This window comes from Paraburkholderia xenovorans, from assembly GCF_046030735.1.
GTDB classification, from domain to species: Bacteria; Pseudomonadota; Gammaproteobacteria; order Burkholderiales; family Burkholderiaceae; genus Paraburkholderia; species Paraburkholderia xenovorans_A.
The window spans coordinates 1-18,905 of sequence record NZ_JAQQBV010000056.1; the positions used below are offsets into that span (position 1 = coordinate 1).

Annotated in this window: 15 protein-coding genes; 12 read left to right on the forward strand and 3 right to left on the reverse strand. The window is 61.4% G+C overall.

The genetic code is table 11. The features are described 5' to 3' along the window. Positions 1 to 622: Kiwa anti-phage protein KwaB-like domain-containing protein (locus PQQ51_RS32200; protein WP_408501240.1), on the forward strand; the 622-nt coding region annotated here is incomplete at its 5' end. A gap of 288 nt (positions 623 to 910) precedes the next feature. Here the strand turns inward: PQQ51_RS32200 and PQQ51_RS32205 are convergent. Then, the gene (locus PQQ51_RS32205; protein ID WP_408501241.1) at positions 911 to 2,269 is read right to left on the reverse strand and encodes a tyrosine-type recombinase/integrase; all 1,359 of its coding nucleotides are present in this window, start codon (positions 2,267 to 2,269) and stop codon (positions 911 to 913) included. A 402-nt stretch (positions 2,270 to 2,671) separates the two neighbouring features. Continuing rightward, a complete protein-coding gene (locus tag PQQ51_RS32210) occupies positions 2,672 to 4,411 on the reverse strand; it encodes a methyl-accepting chemotaxis protein (protein WP_408501242.1) in 1,740 nt (579 codons plus the stop codon). A 466-nt stretch (positions 4,412 to 4,877) separates the two neighbouring features. On the opposite strand from PQQ51_RS32210, the gene PQQ51_RS32215 reads away from it, so the two are divergent. The 7 genes from PQQ51_RS32215 to PQQ51_RS32245 all read left to right on the forward strand — a co-directional run bounded on the left by PQQ51_RS32215 (position 4,878) and on the right by PQQ51_RS32245 (position 12,989). Next, on the forward strand, positions 4,878 to 5,450 hold the full coding sequence (locus PQQ51_RS32215; RefSeq protein ID WP_408501243.1) for a TetR/AcrR family transcriptional regulator: 573 nt from the start codon (positions 4,878 to 4,880) through the stop codon (positions 5,448 to 5,450). Between the two features lie 77 nt (positions 5,451 to 5,527). Continuing rightward, positions 5,528 to 6,403: an SDR family NAD(P)-dependent oxidoreductase gene (locus PQQ51_RS32220; protein WP_408501244.1), complete on the forward strand. Its 876-nt coding sequence runs from the start codon at positions 5,528 to 5,530 to the stop codon at positions 6,401 to 6,403. 70 nt (positions 6,404 to 6,473) lie between these two features. Beyond that, positions 6,474 to 7,175, forward strand: coding sequence for an NAD-dependent epimerase/dehydratase family protein (locus PQQ51_RS32225; RefSeq protein ID WP_408501245.1), 702 nt, complete (start codon positions 6,474 to 6,476; stop codon positions 7,173 to 7,175). Positions 7,176 to 7,328: 153 nt separating this feature from the next. After that, on the forward strand, positions 7,329 to 8,840 hold the full coding sequence (locus tag PQQ51_RS32230; protein ID WP_408501246.1) for a sensor domain-containing diguanylate cyclase: 1,512 nt from the start codon (positions 7,329 to 7,331) through the stop codon (positions 8,838 to 8,840). 122 nt (positions 8,841 to 8,962) lie between these two features. Next, a complete protein-coding gene (locus PQQ51_RS32235) occupies positions 8,963 to 9,610 on the forward strand; it encodes a DUF2239 family protein (protein ID WP_408501247.1) in 648 nt (215 codons plus the stop codon). Positions 9,611 to 9,947: 337 nt separating this feature from the next. After that, complete coding sequence (locus PQQ51_RS32240; RefSeq protein WP_408501248.1) at positions 9,948 to 11,522, forward strand: methyl-accepting chemotaxis protein; 1,575 nt, start codon at positions 9,948 to 9,950, stop codon at positions 11,520 to 11,522. Between the two features lie 159 nt (positions 11,523 to 11,681). Further along, a complete protein-coding gene (locus tag PQQ51_RS32245; RefSeq protein WP_408501249.1) occupies positions 11,682 to 12,989 on the forward strand; it encodes a solute carrier family 23 protein in 1,308 nt (435 codons plus the stop codon). 60 nt (positions 12,990 to 13,049) lie between these two features. Here the strand turns inward: PQQ51_RS32245 and PQQ51_RS32250 are convergent, their stop codons facing one another. Continuing rightward, positions 13,050 to 14,702 (reverse strand): Na+/H+ antiporter, encoded by a 1,653-nt coding sequence (locus PQQ51_RS32250; protein WP_408501250.1) that lies wholly within the window; start codon positions 14,700 to 14,702, stop codon positions 13,050 to 13,052. 382 nt (positions 14,703 to 15,084) lie between these two features. Between PQQ51_RS32250 and PQQ51_RS32255 the strand changes: the two genes are divergently transcribed. From PQQ51_RS32255 to PQQ51_RS32270, 4 genes are all read left to right on the forward strand, one after another. After that, positions 15,085 to 16,365, forward strand: coding sequence for a sensor domain-containing phosphodiesterase (locus PQQ51_RS32255; RefSeq protein WP_408501251.1), 1,281 nt, complete (start codon positions 15,085 to 15,087; stop codon positions 16,363 to 16,365). Positions 16,366 to 16,451: 86 nt separating this feature from the next. Beyond that, entirely contained in the window at positions 16,452 to 17,147 is a 696-nt protein-coding gene (locus PQQ51_RS32260) for a copper homeostasis protein CutC (protein WP_408501252.1), read from the forward strand. A 299-nt stretch (positions 17,148 to 17,446) separates the two neighbouring features. Next, positions 17,447 to 18,067: an FMN-dependent NADH-azoreductase gene (locus tag PQQ51_RS32265; RefSeq protein WP_408501253.1), complete on the forward strand. Its 621-nt coding sequence runs from the start codon at positions 17,447 to 17,449 to the stop codon at positions 18,065 to 18,067. 149 nt (positions 18,068 to 18,216) lie between these two features. Continuing rightward, a complete protein-coding gene (locus PQQ51_RS32270) occupies positions 18,217 to 18,894 on the forward strand; it encodes an AAA family ATPase (protein ID WP_408501254.1) in 678 nt (225 codons plus the stop codon). Positions 18,895 to 18,905: the final 11 nt, after the last annotated feature.

Genomic DNA, 18,905 nt, shown 5'->3' on the forward strand with positions numbered 1-18,905 from the left:
TTTGGTAAAGAACGTGAAGCAGCTTAATAACGCTGCTGGGTACGTTCTTCGTCTGCGCCACGGTGACGCGATGATCTATTGTGTCAAGAAGGCAAATGCGGACTGGGGAACCCGAAAGAAGAAGGGCATGATGAATATCTTCTTCACTGAGGCGGGCCTCGATATCATGGATAACCCGTCATTTAGCATTTCCCGAAGTTTTGACTTCTTCGTTGTGAGAGAAAGCGTTCTCATGAGCAGCAAACCTGCGTTTGAATCTTTGCTGAATCACAAAGATACCTACGAAGAGGCATATGCAGAACTGAAGCAAGAGCAAGGCTTTTCAGCCGCTATCGCCGATTTCGCCGTTTTTGACGCCTTCATCGGCCAAAACGCTACGCACTTGCGCCGCATGGCGGTGATCAAGGCTCGTGGCTACTACCAGAATCCTGATTACATGGCCCGTCTTCGCGAGATCAACGGACTCCGTGATTGGGGTATCCAGTTTGACACCCAAGGGCGAATCGTCGCTACCCAGCAAAAAATGCGCGACATCTTGCACGTTCTGCTCGATCATCGCCTGAGATCGGAGCTATCTGACAACCAATACGACGTGCCTTCGACCACACCTGTTGGTCAGTGAGTCAGTGTTCCCCGCACACGTCCGGGCGATCGGGCGCGCGTATGTGCATGTTCGATGTGCCCCAGGCGTGGTGGATAAGTTGGGGCAGCGAGACATAGTTGGGGGCACTTTTGGGGGCATCTTCGGCTCCTCTATTCGGGGATGGTCACTAATATTGCGGTCCGGAGTTCGATCCTCCGCTTTTATTGCAGCCCCGAAGAACATTATGGCAACCTCGGGGCGTAGCGTATCCGAGGTGTGCCTCTTCACCTCGGAAACAGTGGCTGGAAAGGCGAACCGTGCAGTGCTTCAAGGCTGAAACTTGATCTTCGCCTGCTCGAGCATCCACACCTCAATCTTGTCATGCCACATGCGTAGCAGGTCGAGAGGGCGACGGCGGTAGTGTTTCTCCGCAATTGCGGACGGCCTATGCCCTTGGATTTGGGCGACAACGCCGACCGGAACCTCCACCCACTCCGACAGTGTGCCGAATGATCGGCGCAGGCCATGCAGCGAAAGGTGCGGCAAACCTGTCGGCGCCAACGCGCGATTATGCGCATGACGCGGCTCAGCAATCTTCCCATCCGACGAGGTCTTGCTGGCGAACACCCACTCGGACGGTTCCCACTGCTCGCCCCTCTGTGCGAGACGCACGATCTGGCGTTTGTTGGGAGGGATCTCGTTCAGTCGTTGAAGGTTCAACAATAGGCTTGCTAAGTATGGAGTGAGCGGAATAGTCCGACCGCCGGTACCTTCCACTTTGTCGTTCATCGTCAGGCTCCGCCACCGGAAGTCCACGTCTTCCCACCGCAATGCGGCTAGCTCCTCCCGACGGGCTCCAGTGATCAGAAGGCCTTGTAGGTATGTGCCGATGACTGGATTCGCGATACCACGTACCGCGCTAAACCAAACGGGCAGCTGCTCGCGCTGCAGGCAGTCGTCCTTTGCGGCGCTGCGAGGGAGAATGCCCTTGACCTTTGGCGAAGCATACGCGTCTTGGGGGATGATCCCCGCGTACGTCTCGTGAGTGTCGCACCACCGGATGAACGCCTTGAAAAGACCGAAGGCATGGCCGGCATTCGTTGGTCCCCGGGGTATTTCGGCCTCAAGCCATTCGGCCATTGTCGTTACAGTGATCTCGGTCAACCTGCGCGTCATTAGCGGTGCTAGCGGGCCGCGTACTTTTTCTTTACCGCCCCTTTTGGCGATGCCGCCGCCAAGAGACGAAAGGTTGATATGGTCGATGATGTATCGCTCCGACCGCGGCTTTTTCGTTTTCGGCGAAATCTTCGTGCGAAGATGCTCGAGGTAGTGTTCCCAAGCTTCGCCGACCGTTACATCCTGGCGGTGCCTGGCAGCCTGCCGAGCTTCATGCGCTGCCTTCTGCTCTGCCTGGTGCTCTCGCGGATCGATGCCGCTGTCGATAAGCGTTTGGAGGCTTCGTGCTCGCTCCTGCGCCTGATCGATAGTCCAACTTTTCGGATCGCCGATTCTGATCCGCACCGTCGAGCCAAAAATCCTCCCTTGGAAGATGTAGGCCTTGGTGCCCCCCGGAGTGGCACGCAAACCCAGCCCTGGCGTCTTGCTGTCCCAGAGGAACGACTGCGATTTACCCTCGCCGCAGCGATGTGCATCGACGCGAGCCGCAGTGAAATTTACCTTCGCCACCTGACCTCCTTATCTTGGCCGACAATCCCGTGTAACTGCTGTGTAACCAGATTATGCGGCAGAGAGGATATGTCGATCAATATCGACTGGGCGAGTCGTGGCTGTATAATCGTTTAAATTCAGATATTTGCAGGATTCAATCAATGCCAATTCATCTCAAGAAACATCGACTTGTTCGTATTCGCAATGCGAAGGTCGGGAGTTCGATCCTCCTCCTCCCACCACGAAATATGAAAGGGTTACAGGTGTTTTGCCTGTAACCCTTTTCCGTTTCCGTGGGTCGTGTAACCGCTGTCAGATTTAGTCTGGTTCAATACGGATAAAGCAAACTGCGCGAAAACCGGCTCCCCACCGGTTTTCGCATTTCCTGCATAAGCACCCGCACCCGCACCCGCACCCGCATCAAAACTTATCCCACCCCTCTTCGCCGCTCGCCGCGGCAGTCGCCAGCACAGGCACCGGCGCAACCCGACCAACGTTCGCAACCCGCTTCGCAACAGAGGAGGCAGAAGCCGAACCAGCTCCCCCCACCCCCTCACGCCGCGCGCCCGCACTTCTCACCGCCGCAGCCTCACTCCTCCCATCCACAATCTGAAAAAACGCCACCGCCTGATTCAACTGCTCGCCCTGATCTTCCATCGACCTCGAAGCCGCCGCCGCTTCCTCCACCAGCGCCGCATTCTGCTGCGTGACGTTGTCCATCTGCGTAATGGCCTGATTGACCTGCTCGATCCCGCGGCTCTGTTCATTCGATGCCGCCGCGATCTCCGCCATGATGTCGGTCACGCGCGCAACGGCCTGCGTCACTTCGGCCATTGTCTTGCCTGCTTCACCCGCCAGCGCCGATCCGTCGCGAATCTTGCCGACCGAATTCGCGATCAGATCCTTGATCTCCTTCGCCGCGCTCGACGACCGTTGCGCAAGGCTTCGCACTTCGCTCGCCACGACCGCAAAACCACGCCCCTGCTCACCGGCGCGAGCCGCTTCCACCGCCGCGTTCAACGCGAGGATGTTCGTCTGAAAAGCGATCCCTTCGATGATCCCGGTGATGTCCGCGATCTTCGTCGAGCTGTCGCTGATCTCGTGCATGGTGTCGACCACCTGACCCACCACCTGGCTGCCCTTTTGCGCAACCGACGAAGCATTCGCCGCGAGCGTGCTGCCTTGCTGGGCGTTGTCGGCGTTCTGTTTCACCGTCGACGTGAGTTCCTCCATGCTGGCCGCGGTTTCCTGCAGCGATGCGGCCTGCTGCTCGGTGCGCTGACTCAAGTCCATATTGCCCGCAGCGATCTGACGCGCGGCACCGGCGATGCTGGTGCTGCTGTCGCGTACGCGTCCGACGATCACGGTCAGCCGTTCGTTCATCTCGCGTAACGCGCCCAGCAGCCTGCTGGTTTCGTCGCTGCCTTCGACGGTGATGCGCGTGCGCAGATCGCCCTCCGACACCGTACGTGCGACGTCGATCGCGAAACGAAGCGGCCCGGTCACCGCACGCGTGATCAGCACGCAGGCGCCGACCGCGACGCCCAACGCGATCAGGCAAATGGCGATCAGCAGATTGCGCTGGTTCTCGTAATGCGCGGCGTAATCGTTGATCATCTGCTCCTGGCGCGAATGCGTGTAGTCGACATACGCGTTGGTCGCGCGAATCAGCGCGGCGAGCAGCGGCCGGCACTGGTCGTCCATTTTGACGATCGCTTCGTCACGCTTGTTGGTGAGCGCGAGATTGACGATGTCGAGCGCAACCGGTCCATAAGCCGATTCCACCCGATTGATCTCGGCAACGAGGCTGCGCGCCTTTTCCGACGTGTCGGTTGCGCTCGCAATCATGTCGTTGAGTTTTTTCAAATCGGCTTGCACGTCCTCGTGCGCGCGCGTCACGTCGGCCTTTTCTATTTCGAGGTCCTGAGGTTTGGTGACGAGCACGAGATTGCGCGCGGCGATCGCGCGTCTGTCGACAGCGGTGCGTACCAGCGCAGCCGTGTCGGCGCGCGCGTTGATCCCATGCACGAAGTTCGAAAAGCCATCGGTCGAATCGCTCAGCGCTTTCAGCGAAAGGCCGGAAACCGCGACGACGATGACCGACAGGGTGCCGAAGCCGGCAATGAGCTTGGTCTTGATGGTGAGTTGCTTAAATGTCACGATTTTCTCCAATAACGAAACGTGATTGCGTTCGCAATGGACTCTCAGGTCCGGGCATGGGAGCGTCTGTATGACCGCCAACACCCGGGCGGCCCCGCGCAGTTCGACCCGCAATGTTTCGAAACGCGACATCAAAACTGCTCGACTCGCGCTGCGCACAAAATGGGTATCCCATTTACCGGATAACGGACCCGAGTTGCCGTGACTTAAGCCAACTCGGGGTATGTCTCTACGAAGCTTGCACACGATGAACGCGGAAAATGCAAATTTGCGCGTAGATCGATGTAATTAAGCGCTAGATGGCAAATTGTTTCGAATCAAATTATTACAAATATCTAACAATGACTTGAATCAGATGGCATAAACGACACCGCCAGCTGCAAAAAAACGCTTGAACATTTCCGCGTCGCACAATATGATTGAGCAATCACTCATTAATCGCATCTCGTCGAACCGATTCATCTGTATGGCCCGTCCTAAAAGCGAAGACAAACGCAACGCCATTCTTGCCGCCGCCACCGAGGTGATCGCGGAGCAGGGCCTGGGCGCGCCCACGTCGCGCATCGCGAAACTGGCGGGTGTCGCGGAAGGCACGTTGTTCACGTACTTCGACAACAAGGATGCGTTGCTAAACGAGCTGTATCTCGACATCAAGGCTGACTTACGGGAAGTGATGATGGCGACCTATCCGATGCGCGCGAGCACGCGTGAGCGCGCGCAGCACGTGTGGAATCAGTTCGTCGACTGGGGCGTGGCGCAGCCGCAAAAACGCCGCGCGATGGCGCAACTGGTGGTCTCGGACCGCCTGACGGAAAGCGCGCGCGCGACCGGCATGCAGTCGTTCGCGGACATCAACGCGATGATCGAGGAGAGTGTCGCGAGCGGCACGTTGCGCGACCATCCGCCGGCTTTCGTGTCGGCGATCATGGCGGCGCTCGCTGAAACCACGATGGATTTCATCGCGCGCGAACCGGCGCACGCAGAACGTTATCGGCGTGCCGGATTCGAGGCTTTCTGGAACGCGATCGCCCAGCATTAGCAAAGCTTTTGGTCCGCCCATTTTTTTGCGCGGTTAATGAGTGATTACTTGCTCAATAAACTCTGAAGGAGAGCAGCATGGCAAAAGTCTGGTTGGTAACGGGTAGCGCACGTGGACTCGGGCGCGATATCGCCGAAGCGGCGCTGCGCGCTGGCGAGCGTGTGGTGGCAACGGCGCGCGATCCGGGGCGTCTCGCGGATCTGGTCGCGCAGTACGGCGAGCAGATTCGAGCTGTCGCGCTGGACGTCACGGATCCTGCGGCGGCGCGCAACGCGGTGCAGAGCGCGGTCGATGCATTCGGCCGTCTCGACGTGGTCGTCAACAATGCGGGTTTCGGTCACCTCGTGCCGTTCGAGCAAACAACCGAAGACGATTTTCGCGCACAGATCGATACCAACTTCTATGGTGTCGTCAACGTGACGCGTGCGGCGCTGCCGGTTCTGCGCCAGCAGCGCTCGGGGCACATCATCCAGATTTCGTCCGTCGGTGGGCGGCTCGGGATGGCCGGGTTGAGCGCCTATCAGGCGGCGAAGTGGGCGGTCGGCGGTTTCACCGAAGTGATCCGGCAGGAACTCGCGCCATTCGGCGTGCAGGTTACGGCGCTCGAACCGGGCGGCATGAAGACGGAATGGGGCAACGAGGCGTCCGGCGCCACGCCGGAACTGCTGCCGGATTACGTGCCGTCGGTCGGCGCAATCGTGGAACTGCTGTCCCAGCATGTCGGCCAGGAAGCGAGCGACCCGGCGAAAGTCGCGCAAGTCGTCCTGAAGCTCGCCTACCATGACGCAGTGCCCGCGCATCTGCTGCTCGGCACGGACGCATTGCATTATTGCGGCGAAGCCGACAAGGCGCGCGCGGCGAGTGAAGAAGCGTGGCGCGCGGTCAGCGCCTCGACCGATTTCACCGCGCCGTCGCCGCTGCCGGCTTTCCCCGGCGTCGACGCGAAAGCCTGATGCGCGCTCGCGGGTCAGGCTGAAGGCCGACCCGCGAGCTAACTGACGATCAACCCATGGAGCATGCAGCATGAAGGTTCTGATATTCGGCGCGACCGGGATGGTCGGCCACGGTGTCTTGCGCGAATGTCTGCGCGCGGCGGACGTCGAAGCGGTCCAGACCGTCGGCCGTACTCGCACCGGCCAGCTCGATCCGCGTCTCACCGAACTGGTCCTGCCGGATTTGATGGACTATCGCGAGGTCGAATCGTCGCTGCAGGGCTTCGACGCGTGTTTCTTCTGCCTCGGGGTGTCGTCGGCGGGCATGAGCGAGGCCGCCTACACGCGCGTCACGTACGATCTGACGCTGGCCGCCGCGCAAACGCTCGCGCGCCTGAATCCGCAGATGACTTTCGTCTACGTGTCGGGCGCGAGTACGGATAGCTCGGAACGTGGCCGCAGCATGTGGGCGCGCGTCAAAGGTCGCACCGAAAACGCGTTGCAGCGCCTGCCGTTCAAGGCGGTCTACCTGTTCCGTCCCGGTGTGATCCAGCCGCTCTACGGCGCGCGTTCGAAAACGCGCGCGTACCAGCTCTTCTATACGGCGGCAAAGCCTTTCCTGTCGACGCTGCGCGCGCTGTTCCCCAGACAGATCCTGAGTACCGAGGACATCGGCATCGCGATGCTGGCCGCTGCGCGTCACGGCGCCCCGAAGGCGGTGCTCGAAGTGGCCGATATCCATGCGCTCAGCCGCGAGGCCACGGCGCCGGCAACCGGTCTGCACGTCGGCTGAGCACCCTGCGGTCGGGCTGCGTCGCGAAAATCGGTCTGTTCAAGCCATTGAGGCGCGGTGGCGTCTGGTACGCTACCGTCTAGCGGGCGAGCGTTCCGGACGCCGCCATCTTCCTCACGCGCGTAGCCCCGCGCATGGTTGACCGACAAGCCCATGGTGACGCACCGACCGAACATCGTGATTGCGATCAGTATCGTGCTAGCCAGCGCGATACTCGCGATCGCAGTGTGGGTGCTCGCGCAGATGCGCGACGACGCGTTGCGGCGTGCTCAGGATTCCGTCTTCAACGTGTCGCTGCTGGTCGAGCGCGACGTGTCGCGCAATCTGGAAATCTACGATCTGTCGCTGCGCGCGGCGATCGACGGCCTCAAACAACCCGGCATCCGCGATCTGCCGCCCACGCTTCGTCAAATGGTGTTATTCGACGGCGCGGCCAGTGCGAAAGACATGGGCTCGATCCTCGTGCTCGACGAAACGGGCACCATCCAGTACGACTCGCAGGCCTATCCGGCGCGCCGTCTCAATCTCGCCGATCGGGAATACTTCAAGGTTCAACGTGACTCGCCGAATGTGGGCTTGTATGTGAGCCGGCCGTTCATTCCGAGAGTGAGCGGAACGGAAATCAGCATCGCGCTGAGCCGGCGCATCACACGCGCTGACGGCAGCTTCGGCGGCGTGGTGGTCGGCACGTTGCGCCTTGCGTACTTCCGCCGCCTGTTCGCGGGGATGAATCTCGGCGCGGGCGGCTCGATGGCGCTGATGCTGAGCGACGGCACGATGTTGATGCGGCGTCCTTATGATCCACAGGTTATCGGCCGCAGTCTGACCGGCACGGCGAACTATTCGCGCTTTACCCAGCAGCCGAGCGGCGACTTCTTCGGCACGGCGGCGATCGACGGCGTCGAGCGTTGGTATGCGTTTCGCCATATCGACATGTATCCGCTGATTCTGGACGTCGCGCTTTCCACGCACGATATCTACGTCGAATGGCGGCATCGCGCATGGCTCATCGGTTCGCTGATCGGCGCGCTGGACGTGACGATCATCGCGCTTGCCGTGCTGTTCTCGCAGCAGTTGCGCCAGCGCCGCGCGGCCGAGGAAGAGTTGCGCGAACTGGCGCGTACCGACGGGCTCACCGGCCTGAACAACCGGCGCACCTTCGAGGAACATGCGGAAAACGAGTGGCGCCGCGCGCAGCGCAACGCATGGCCGCTGTCGATGCTGCTGATCGATGTGGACAGCTTCAAGGGTTTCAACGACCTGTACGGCCATTCCGCCGGCGACGATGCGCTTATCGCCGTCGCGCGTTGTATTTCGCAAAGCGTGCGCCGGCCGGGTGACACGGCGGCGCGCTACGGCGGCGAGGAATTCGCGGTGCTGCTGCCGGATACCGATGCGGCGGCCGCGGCGGTCGTCGCCGAGACGATTCGCGCGGCGATTCAGGCGCTCGAGTTGCGGCACGTGGCGAGTTCGCATCATGTGCTGACCGTGAGCATCGGTCTGGCGTGCACCGGCGGGCAAGTGTTCGCCACCAGTCGCGCGCTGGTCAACGCCGCCGACGAGGCGCTCTACGAAGCCAAGGACGCCGGCCGCAATCGCGTGTTGTGTTATCCGGTGGCGGCGCGTGCGGACTCCAATGTGCCGCGAGTCGTGCCGCAGCATTGAGCCGGTCGGCCGTCTATTCCTAAGGCGCCGCGATCGGAGTGCATTATTTTATCCGGGTAATATATTGCTTTTAATTTATACCCGGATATAATTCAGGCAAATTCTCACCTTTGGAGTTTGCCATGACCTCGTCCGCCGCTACCTGCATCGCCTTCGAAGGACATCGACGCATCGCCTCGGGCACGTTGTCTGACGTCGCGCTCGCAGTCCGCGACCTGCTGGCGCGCGGCGAACAGGCGCCGGTTCTGATTTTCGACGACGTCACCAGCCGTCCGATTGAATTCGATCTGCGCGGCACGCCGGAACAGATCGTCGAACGCATTGCCGCAACCGAACGCGCTGCTGAACCTGCGGAGCAATCCCCGCAATCACCCGCTGCCCTCGACGACGAGGCTCCGCGCGGCCGCGGTCGTCCGAAACTCGGCGTGGTGGCGAGAGAGGTCACGTTGCTGCCGCGTCATTGGGACTGGTTGAACGCGCAGTCCGGCGGCGCTTCGGTCGCGCTGCGCAAGCTGGTCGAAACGGCGCGTCTTGCCGGCGACGACAAGGCGCGCAAGCGGGCGGCACAGGAATCGGTGTATCGCTTCATGACCGCACTGGCCGGCAACCTGCCGAACTACGAGGACGCCACCCGCGCGTTGTATGCCGACGACCGGACGCGCTTCGACACGATCGTCGCGACATGGCCCGACGACGTGTGCGATCACTCATTGCAGTTGGCGGCCAGTGCTTTCGCAACTCACCCCTCAATCCCAGCGCCAAACGCCTAGGCGAAAAAAAACCGCTCACGCCGGAAAGCGTGAGCGGTGAATCGGAGAGTTACAACATTGACAAACATCGCTTGCGCCATAAGCAGGGATGAGCGCGCAGCAAAGAAAGTCTAAAAGCGCACCTCACGCGCATCCATCAGACAAATCCCAATCGCCCGAGCGCTAAGCATTGCTTACATCATCCTGTCCCGGTTATGCCCGGCATTGAGCGCATCAAGTCTGAGTTGCGACAGCCGTAAAAGAAGTGGGAGCGTCGCTGCGGATTCGACGAGTCGCGAACTAGGTCGCGATGGCGCAGCGGGAAAGCGTCCAGCCTGGACTCGTGAAGGATGATGAAATGAAGTGGTTCGACCGCATGACCGTATTCAGGAAATTGCTGCTGGCGTTTGCCGTCGTGATCGGCTTTTGCATCGTGATCGGCGGCACTGCGCTGACTACGCTTTCGTCGATGCACGACATCGCCGACACAATCTCGGAGCGCCACATGAACGGCCTCTACTGGATGGAAGAGGCGAATCGCCACAAGATCGACTCCGACCTCGCCGCCGCGAATCTCGGCTACGCAGCCGACGACGCCGGCCGTCAGACGCTGAAGGACAGCATCGTCGGCTCGTTGAAGGAGATGCACGGCGCGTACGACCACTACCGCGCGACCATCGCGACCAGCAAGGGGCGCGAGATGTTCGACGCGGTGCTGAGCAAATCGGCGGTGTGGGAAGGCATCGTGCGCCAGCAGATCGGACTCGAGCCGATTCCAGCCGGCGTCGACAACAACGAACTGGTACGCCGCGCGATTGCGTCGAGCGAGGCGCTACGCGATCGCATCACGGCGCTGATCGACTATCGACGCCAGCAAGCGACTAACGCGCAGCACGAAGCCAGCGCCGACTATCAGCAGATGCGTATCGCGATGCTGGTGCTGGTGCTGGGCGCGATCGTCGCGGGCACGTTGCTCGCCACGGTGATCGCGCGGCGTCTGTCGCGCCAACTCGGCGGCGAACCGGATTACGCGATGCACATCGCGAACCGGATTGCCGGCGGCGATCTCGGCGTGCGCGTCGAAACCCGCGCGGGTGACAGCGGCAGCATGCTGTTCGCACTGCGCAACATGCGCGAGCGGCTGGCCGGCATCGTGTCGGGCATCAGCGAGTCGAGCGAATCGATCCTGACGGCGTCGGGCGAAATCGCGCAGGGCAACACCGATCTGTCGCAACGCACCGAGGAGCAGGCCGCCGCGTTGCAGGAAACCGCGTCGAGCATGCAGGAACTCACGTCGACGGTGAAGATGAACGCCGAGAACGCGCAGCAGGCGGGCGGCGTCGCGCACGGCGCATCGGAAGTGGCGGCGCGAGGCAGCGCGCTCGTCGGCGATGTGGTTGAAACGATGCGCGAGCTGGCTGCGGGTTCGAAGCGCATGACCGACATCATCGCGGTGATCGAAGGGATCGCGTTTCAGACCAACATTCTCGCGCTGAACGCGGCGGTCGAAGCGGCGCGCGCCGGCGAACAGGGGCGCGGCTTCGCGGTGGTGGCGGGCGAAGTGCGTTCGCTCGCGCAGCGCAGCGCGATTTCGGCGAAGGAGATCAAGGAACTGATCGAGAGCTCGACCGCGCGCGTGGGCAGCGGCGCCGAACTGGCCGAACGGGCCGGGCAGACGATGGCCGAGGTCACGCATGCGGTTCGTCGCGTGACCGACATCATGGGTGAGATTTCGTCGGCGTCGCAGGAGCAAAGCACCGGCATCGAGGAAGTGAACCGGGCGGTCGCGCAGATGGACGACGTGACCCAGCAGAACGCGGCGCTGGTCGAACAGGCGGCGGCCGCGGCGGCGTCGATGGCGGATCAGGCGCGGCAGTTGCAAGCCGCGGTCACGGTGTTCTCGCTGGAAGCGCGTCGTGCCGCGGTCTCGTGAAATCCATGCTGCGCCGCATCCTTGCCACGCCTCATGCGTCTCCGTACACTCGCGCCTGATTCGCAGACGGCTTTATAGCCGGCTTCATAGCCGACTTCGGCGGCCGAGGCCCGCTCGCCATGCCGTCCACTAAAACGCCGACAGAGGAGAACCCCCGACATGGCCGATTCCTACTTCCCCCGCTGGCGCGTCCAGCCTACCGCCGCAGAGGGCCGCGTGGTCGGCACCGACGAACGGCTCGCGTGGCCGCAGATGGTCGCGATGGGCGTGCAACACGTCGTCGCGATGTTCGGTTCGACGGTGCTCGCGCCGTTGCTGATGGGCTTCGATCCGAATCTGTGCATCTTCATGTCGGGGATCGGCACGCTGTTGTTCTTCGTGCTGGTGGGCGGCCGGGTGCCGAGCTATCTCGGTTCGAGCTTCGCGTTCATCGGTCTCGTGATCGCGGTGACCGGCTACGGCGGCCACGGTCCGAATCTGAACATTCCTGTCGCGTTGGGCGGGATCATCGCGTGCGGGGTGGTGTACGCGATCATCGGGCTGATCGTGTCGGCGGTCGGCACGCGGTGGATCGAAACGTTGATGCCGCCGGTCGTGACGGGCGCGATCGTCTGCGTGATCGGGCTGAATCTCGCGCCGATTGCGGTGCACGGCGTGAGCGGCAGCAACTTCGATTCGTGGATGGCGCTCGTCACCGTGCTGTGCGTCGGCGCGGTGGCGGTATTCGCGCGCGGGATGCTGCAGCGCCTGCTGATTCTCGTCGGTTTGCTGATGGCCTATGTGATCTACGCGATCGTCACGAACGGTCTCGGCATGGGCAAGCCGATCGACTTTTCGATCGTCGCGAACGCCGCGTGGTTCGGCATGCCGCATTTCACGGCGCCGGTCTTCAATATGCAGGCGATGACGCTGCTCGCGCCGATCGCCGTGATCCTGGTGGCTGAAAACCTCGGCCATATCAAGGCGGTGAGCGCGATGACCGGGCAGAACCTGGACCGCTACGTCGGCCGCGCTTTTCTCGGCGACGGCCTCGCCACAGTCCTCTCCGGATTTGCCGGCGGCACGGGTGTGACGACGTACGCCGAAAACATCGGCGTGATGGCCGTGACCAAAATCTATTCGACGCTGGTGTTCGTGATCGCCGCGCTGATCGCGCTGGTGCTCGGCTTTTCGCCGAAGTTCGGCGCGGTGATTCAGACTATTCCGGGGCCGGTGCTGGGCGGCGTGTCGATCGTCGTGTTCGGCCTGATCGCGGTGACCGGCGCGCGCATCTGGGTCGTCAACAAGGTCGATTTCTCCGACAACCGCAACCTGATCGTTGCCGCCGTGACGCTCGTGCTGGGAGCCGGCGATTTCTCGTTGAAGCTCGGCGGCTTCGGGTTGGGCGGCATCGGCACCGCCACGTTCGGCGCGATCATTCTTTACGCGCTGCTGAGAAGAAAGCCGGTACAAGGGCCGGTGGCCTGATCGGCGAGGGGTGCCACGATCGCGCGCCGCGTCGTGGCGTGTCGAGCTGGTGACGGCGCGTTATTTGCGCCGCGCAGTTAGCGCCGTCTCCGACAGATCCACTTCGCGCATCAGCTTGTTCAAGGTCTCGTCGTTGATCTGCTGACTCGTGCGCAACGCGATCAGCGCCTTACGTTCGGCGCGCATCGCCGCCAGCTTCATGCGGAATTCCAGCGCGTCCGCGCGGCGTGCGAGCTCGCGCGGCTCCTGCTCGTCGTCGAGTGCGGCGAGCCGGCGCCGATACAGATCCATCACGCGCGCGGTGACGTCCGCTGCATACGCGGACTCGGACTCGTCCAGATTCTCGCATTCGATATCGTGCACCTCGTCGACGGCGCGAATCGCCGCTTGCGCGGCCAGCGTGCGCGCCATCGCTTCTTCCGCCGCGTGCGGGTCCTTGCCGCGCCGCCAGCCGCGCAGCAACAGCGGCAACGCGACGACCGCGATCAGCAGCGACAGCAGGATCACGCCCGACGCGATGAAAATCGCGATATCGCGCCCCGGCAGCGGCGCGCCGCCCGGCAACGCTTCCGGCAACGACAATACGCCCGCGAGCGTCACCGCGCCGCGCACGCCGGCGACCGTCGTGACCGTCACCGTGCGCAGACCGGGCACCGCGTTCGCCACGCCATGCTTCGCCGCGCCGCGGCTCGCAAACCAGCGCAGCAGCCAGACCCACACGAAGCGCATCGCGTACAACGCGGCCGCCACCGCGGCGATATAGCCGATCAGTATCCACTCCTGCGCGTGGCCGCTTTCGTGCGCGTCGAGCAGCGCGCGGCCGAGGATATGCGGAAACTGCAAGCCCAGCAAAATGAACACCATGCCGTTGAAGACGAACTCGATCATCGTCCACGTGCTGCTCGCGCGCACGCGTGACTGCACGGAGCCGGCGTTCGCGATGCTCGCGTAGTTCATCATCATGCCGGCCGACACGGCGGCCAGGATGCCCGACAGTTCGAAACGTTCGGCGATCAGATACGCGGCGAACGGGATCAGCAGTGTCATCACGACGCCGGGCGCCGGATCGCCTTCATCGGTGAGACTCAGAAAGCGCGTCGCGATGCTGAACAGCCAGCTCACCGCCGCGCCCGTCGCGAGTCCGCCCACCGCGATGATCACGAAGCTGATCGACGCGTCGCGCAGCGAGAACACGCCGGTCAGCGCGGCCGCGACCGCGAACTTGAGCGCGACGAGGCCGGACGCGTCGTTCATCAACGCTTCGCCTTCGAGGATGTGCATCAGGCGTCCGGGAATCTTGCCCTTGCCGACGATGCCGCTGAGCGCGACCGCGTCGGTGGGTGACAGGACCGCGGCCAATGCAAACGCGACCGGCAGCGAGATCGACGGCACCAGTTCATGCACGAAATAGCCGACCACCAGCACCGTCATGAAGACGAGCCCGAGTGCGAGCATCAGCACGGAGCGGCGCGCCATGAACAGTTCGCGCTTGGGAATACGCCAGCCGTCCGCGAACAGCAGCGGCGGAATGAACAGCACCATGAAAATTTCCGGATCGAACGTGACGTGCAGTTCGAGCTTCGGCCACGCGAGCAACGCACCGATCGCGATCTGCACGAGCGGCAACGGCAACGCAAACGGCAAGCTGCGAGTCACGACGCCGGACGCGGCGACGGCCAGCAAAAGAATCAATACGGTGAAGACAATTTCCATCGGTCTGTCGGTCTATTCCTGTGGATATAACGGTGTTGCCTTGGCCGTTCTCGACGATGAAGCGACGATTCGTTCATCAGGCCACACGCCAGCACGAGGCGAAGGCATGAGGCCGAAGTTTAGCCCGATGACACGAGATGCCTACGTCAGCCTTGCAAAACTGCTGCATCGCGCTTGCGCACCTCGATGGTGCGCAAGCGCCCTCGCGCGGCGCATTGGCCCTATAGCCGGTCGCATCCCGCATACAAACTTCATTCGAATGTGTGCCAGCGTGCGCATGGAGCTTGCTTAAGCAATACCGATGACGCACATTTTGAGAAACGGCGCCGAGGTTGTTCGCTTCCGCGTTCGGACCGGCCCGGCTCTCGCGTGAGAGGATTGCATGACGATTGCGCAACAGGAAAGAACGGCCGGCGCGCCGCATGGCTTCGATGTCGAGGTGACGTCGGGGCTCGAACGTTTTTCGGTGCAGCATGGCGAACTCACGCTGACCAGCGTGTTTCAGCCGATTTTCAGCCTGTCGCATATGCGCGCGGTCGGCTACGAAGGGCTGTTGCGCGCGCATGATGCGCTCGACCGGCCCGTGTCGCCGCTCGACGTGTTCGGCGAAGCCGCCCGTATCGGCGATGTGCTGCAAGTCGACCGGCTCGCGCAGACCTTGCATCTGGAGAACTTCAAGGTGCTCGGTGCCGAGCGCGAATGGCTGTTCCTCAACATTCATCCCGGCGCGCTCACCGATCCCTATCTGTCGGCCGCGTTGCTGGCGACGCTGCGGCGCCTCGATATCTCGCCGCGGCGCATCGTGCTCGAAGTGCTCGAGCATCGCGCGGAAGATCTCGAACGTCTTGCCGAAGCGGTGCGCCAGTTCCGCGAGCGCGGCTTCCTGATCGCACTCGACGACTTCGGTGCAGGTCATTCGAACGTCGAACGGATCTGGCAATTGAATCCCGATATCGTGAAGCTCGACCGCATCATGCTGTCGCATGCCGCGCATCGCGCCGATATGGCGACGATTCTGCCGGGCCTCGTGACGCTGCTGCACGAGGCCGGCAAGCTGGTGCTGATCGAAGGCGTCGAGACGGAACACGAGGCGCAGATGGCGCTCGCCTGCGACGCCGACTTCGTGCAGGGCTTTTTCTTCGGCCGGCCGAATCCGGGCGCGGCCGATGCGGTGCAGGCGAGCGCCTGCATCGGCGAACTCACCGACCGTTATCGCGACCACGCCGAAGCGCGCGAGCGTCGCAACACGGCTCGCCTCGCGCCGTATCTGCGCGCGTTCGAGCGCGCGGCGGAACGACTGGCCGCCGGCGAACCGCTCGAGGAAGTGTGCTGGAATTTTCTCGCGCTCGACCACGCCGCGCGTTGTTTTCTGCTCGACGCGAAGGGCAAACAGGCGGGCCGCAACTTCGTGTTGCGCGCCGATCGCGCGGCGCACGAAACGCGCTTTCTGCCGCTCGCCGACGCGCAAGGGGCGAACTGGTTGCGTCGACCGTATTTCCGCGCGGCGATCAATGCGCCGGAGCGCGTGCACGTGACGCGTCCGTATCTGTCGATCAACGAGGCATTGCCGTGCGTGACGCTTTCGGTCGCGACGCATGTCGGCGAGCAGACCTGCGTGCTGTGCGGCGATATCGATTGGGTCGAAGAATCGGGCGATGCTTAGGCGTTTCTGATTGTTGTCGGGGCGCGGAAGCCCGCAATGCGGCGCTTCTGCGATCATGTCGTTTTTGACGACATCCTTGCGCCCTCATGTCCGTACTTCTCGAAGTGATCGCCACGACTGTGGCCGACGCGCGCATCGCCGCGCAGGCCGGCGCGAACCGTCTCGAACTCGTCACTGCGATGGGTGAGGGCGGGCTCACGCCGAGCGTCGGTCTGATCGACGCAGTGGTCGACGCCGTGTCGATTCCGGTCAACGTGATCGTGCGGCCGCACAGCCGCTCGTTCGTCTACGATGCCGACGATTACGCGGTCATGCTGCGCGACGTGCGGGCGGTCAAGGCCGTGGGCGCGCACGGCGTAGTGATCGGCATGCTGAACCCAGACGGCGAGATCGACCGCGAAGGGCTCGCGCGCGCGATCGATGCCGCCGATGGCTTGGCGATCACTTTCCATCGCGCGTTCGATGAAACGCACGATCTGCACAAAGCGCTCGATGTATTGCTCGGTTTTGCAGCGGTGACGAATGTGCTGACTTCGGGCGGGAAGCCGTCGGTGTTGCAGGCGCAGAGCGTTGTGCGTGACTTGGTGCGGCAAGCGTCCGGTTCGCATTGCACGGTGCTGGCGGGCGCGGGATTGACGGTCGATGCGGTCGCGGGTTTTGTCGGCGTGACGCAGGTTCGGGCGGTGCATTTCGGTTCGGGCGTGCGTGTTGGCGGTAACGGCCTTGCGCCTGTCGATGCGGATAAGGTCGCGAAGGTTCGGGCGCTGCTCGGTGCGGCATAGCCAGCAACAATGCTGGTTCGATCCCCGATGAACTGATCGAAACGATTCTCCGCAACCGCGCCATTTCAATTTTTGTCAATCATCTACCCAGATAGGTTTTTGATATGGCAATCGGCGCTTCAATGCTTACTCGGCACTTTATTTAGGCATCTTTAATTTAACGATCAACGCCGTAATCCGGTGTTCGTTCAGTTAAGTCAACACGCTTGGAAATCGCTTGGATTTTTCCCGGGTTAAGCGATGTCTCGGGTATCTCGCGCCGCAGTAGTCTGTTTAACCGTCACTCAATCGATAAAAATATGAAAATTCTGCACATCAATTCTTCGCCCCGTAACGTCGACAGTCAGTCTTTGCAAATCGCCGATTTTCTGATTCATCAACTCAAGAAAAGGCGTTCGCTAGAGGTGGATCGTTATGATTTGTTCACAGACGAACTTCCTGCGTTTGATCAAACGGCAGTCGGCGCCAAGATGGCGCTCTTTACTGGCGCCCAGGCAACGGCTGAACAGGAACGTGCATGGGGGCGCATGCGGCAGGTGTTCGATAGATTTGCTTCCGCCGACGCCTACGTAATCAACGTTCCGCTGTGGAATAACGGTCTGCCATACATCCTGAAACAGTTCATTGACGTTGTGACGCAGCCAGGCTGGGCTTTCGGCTTCGACATGGAGAAAGGCTACAGCGGCCTGCTTAAAAGCAAGAAGGCCTGTGTCATTCATGCGAGTGGCGTCTATCGTCAGGGTATTCCTGCCAGTTTTGGTTCGGATTTTTCGACACCTTATGTCGGCGACTGGCTCAAGTTCATCGGCGTCGAACACGTCGAGCAGATTCATTTCGCGCCGACTGTTGTCAATCCCGATCTGGCTGCAACCCGATCGGCGGTCGAACAGAAGGCGATTGAGATCGCTGAACGACTTTAGTCGCAGGTTCACTAGCGCCGCACTTCCCAAGATTGAATGATATGCGTCCCCGCCCGCGTTCAACTCGAACGGGCGGAGGTGGGCAATCGTGTTGATCGATTATTCACGAAGCTCCACGCTCTGATCACTATTACTACGGACCCTACAGCATGCGCATCGGGATCACCGGTACCTATTCTTCTGGCAAGACACTAACCTCTTTGATGTTGAGTCATTACTTCGGTATGCCGAGGACGGAAGCTCGCACGATGAGGGAGATTCTGCCGGAAGCCGCGCCCGGAAAAGACTTGCATCAATGCACGTCGCCCGAGCTAATTCAGATGATTGTTGTACGTCACACAGAACGCGTTCTTCACGAGTCTGTTTTGTCGTCCGGCTTCGTCTCGGATGGGTGCTCTTTGCAGGAATGGATTTACGGCAGTGTGCGGGTCAAATACGGGATCAACCCGAATCAATCGGTTAGCCTGAAGCCGGGCGAGAGTGTGGAAAAAAACGCTGAACTTGTTTATTTCGAGCAGATCATGGTCGAGCTTGGAAAAGCGTTCAAGCGTCACGTAAAGCGTTCGTTCGACTTGTTCATTCATTTACCCAACGAACTTCCACTCGCCAAGGATGGGCACAGACCCGTAAATGAACTATTCAGATCGGCCTCGGACCTTTTGTTGAAGGAAACCTTTGCTGAACTCGCCATTCCCTATCACATTGTTGGCGGTACGCTTGAAGAGCGTGCACACAGAATAGCTTCCCTGTTGGACTTGCGACCTGTCGTGCCAATCGCCGAAGCTATTTCCCTGGCCCAGAAGCAATATAGCCATTTGATCATGTAATTCCTCCATTC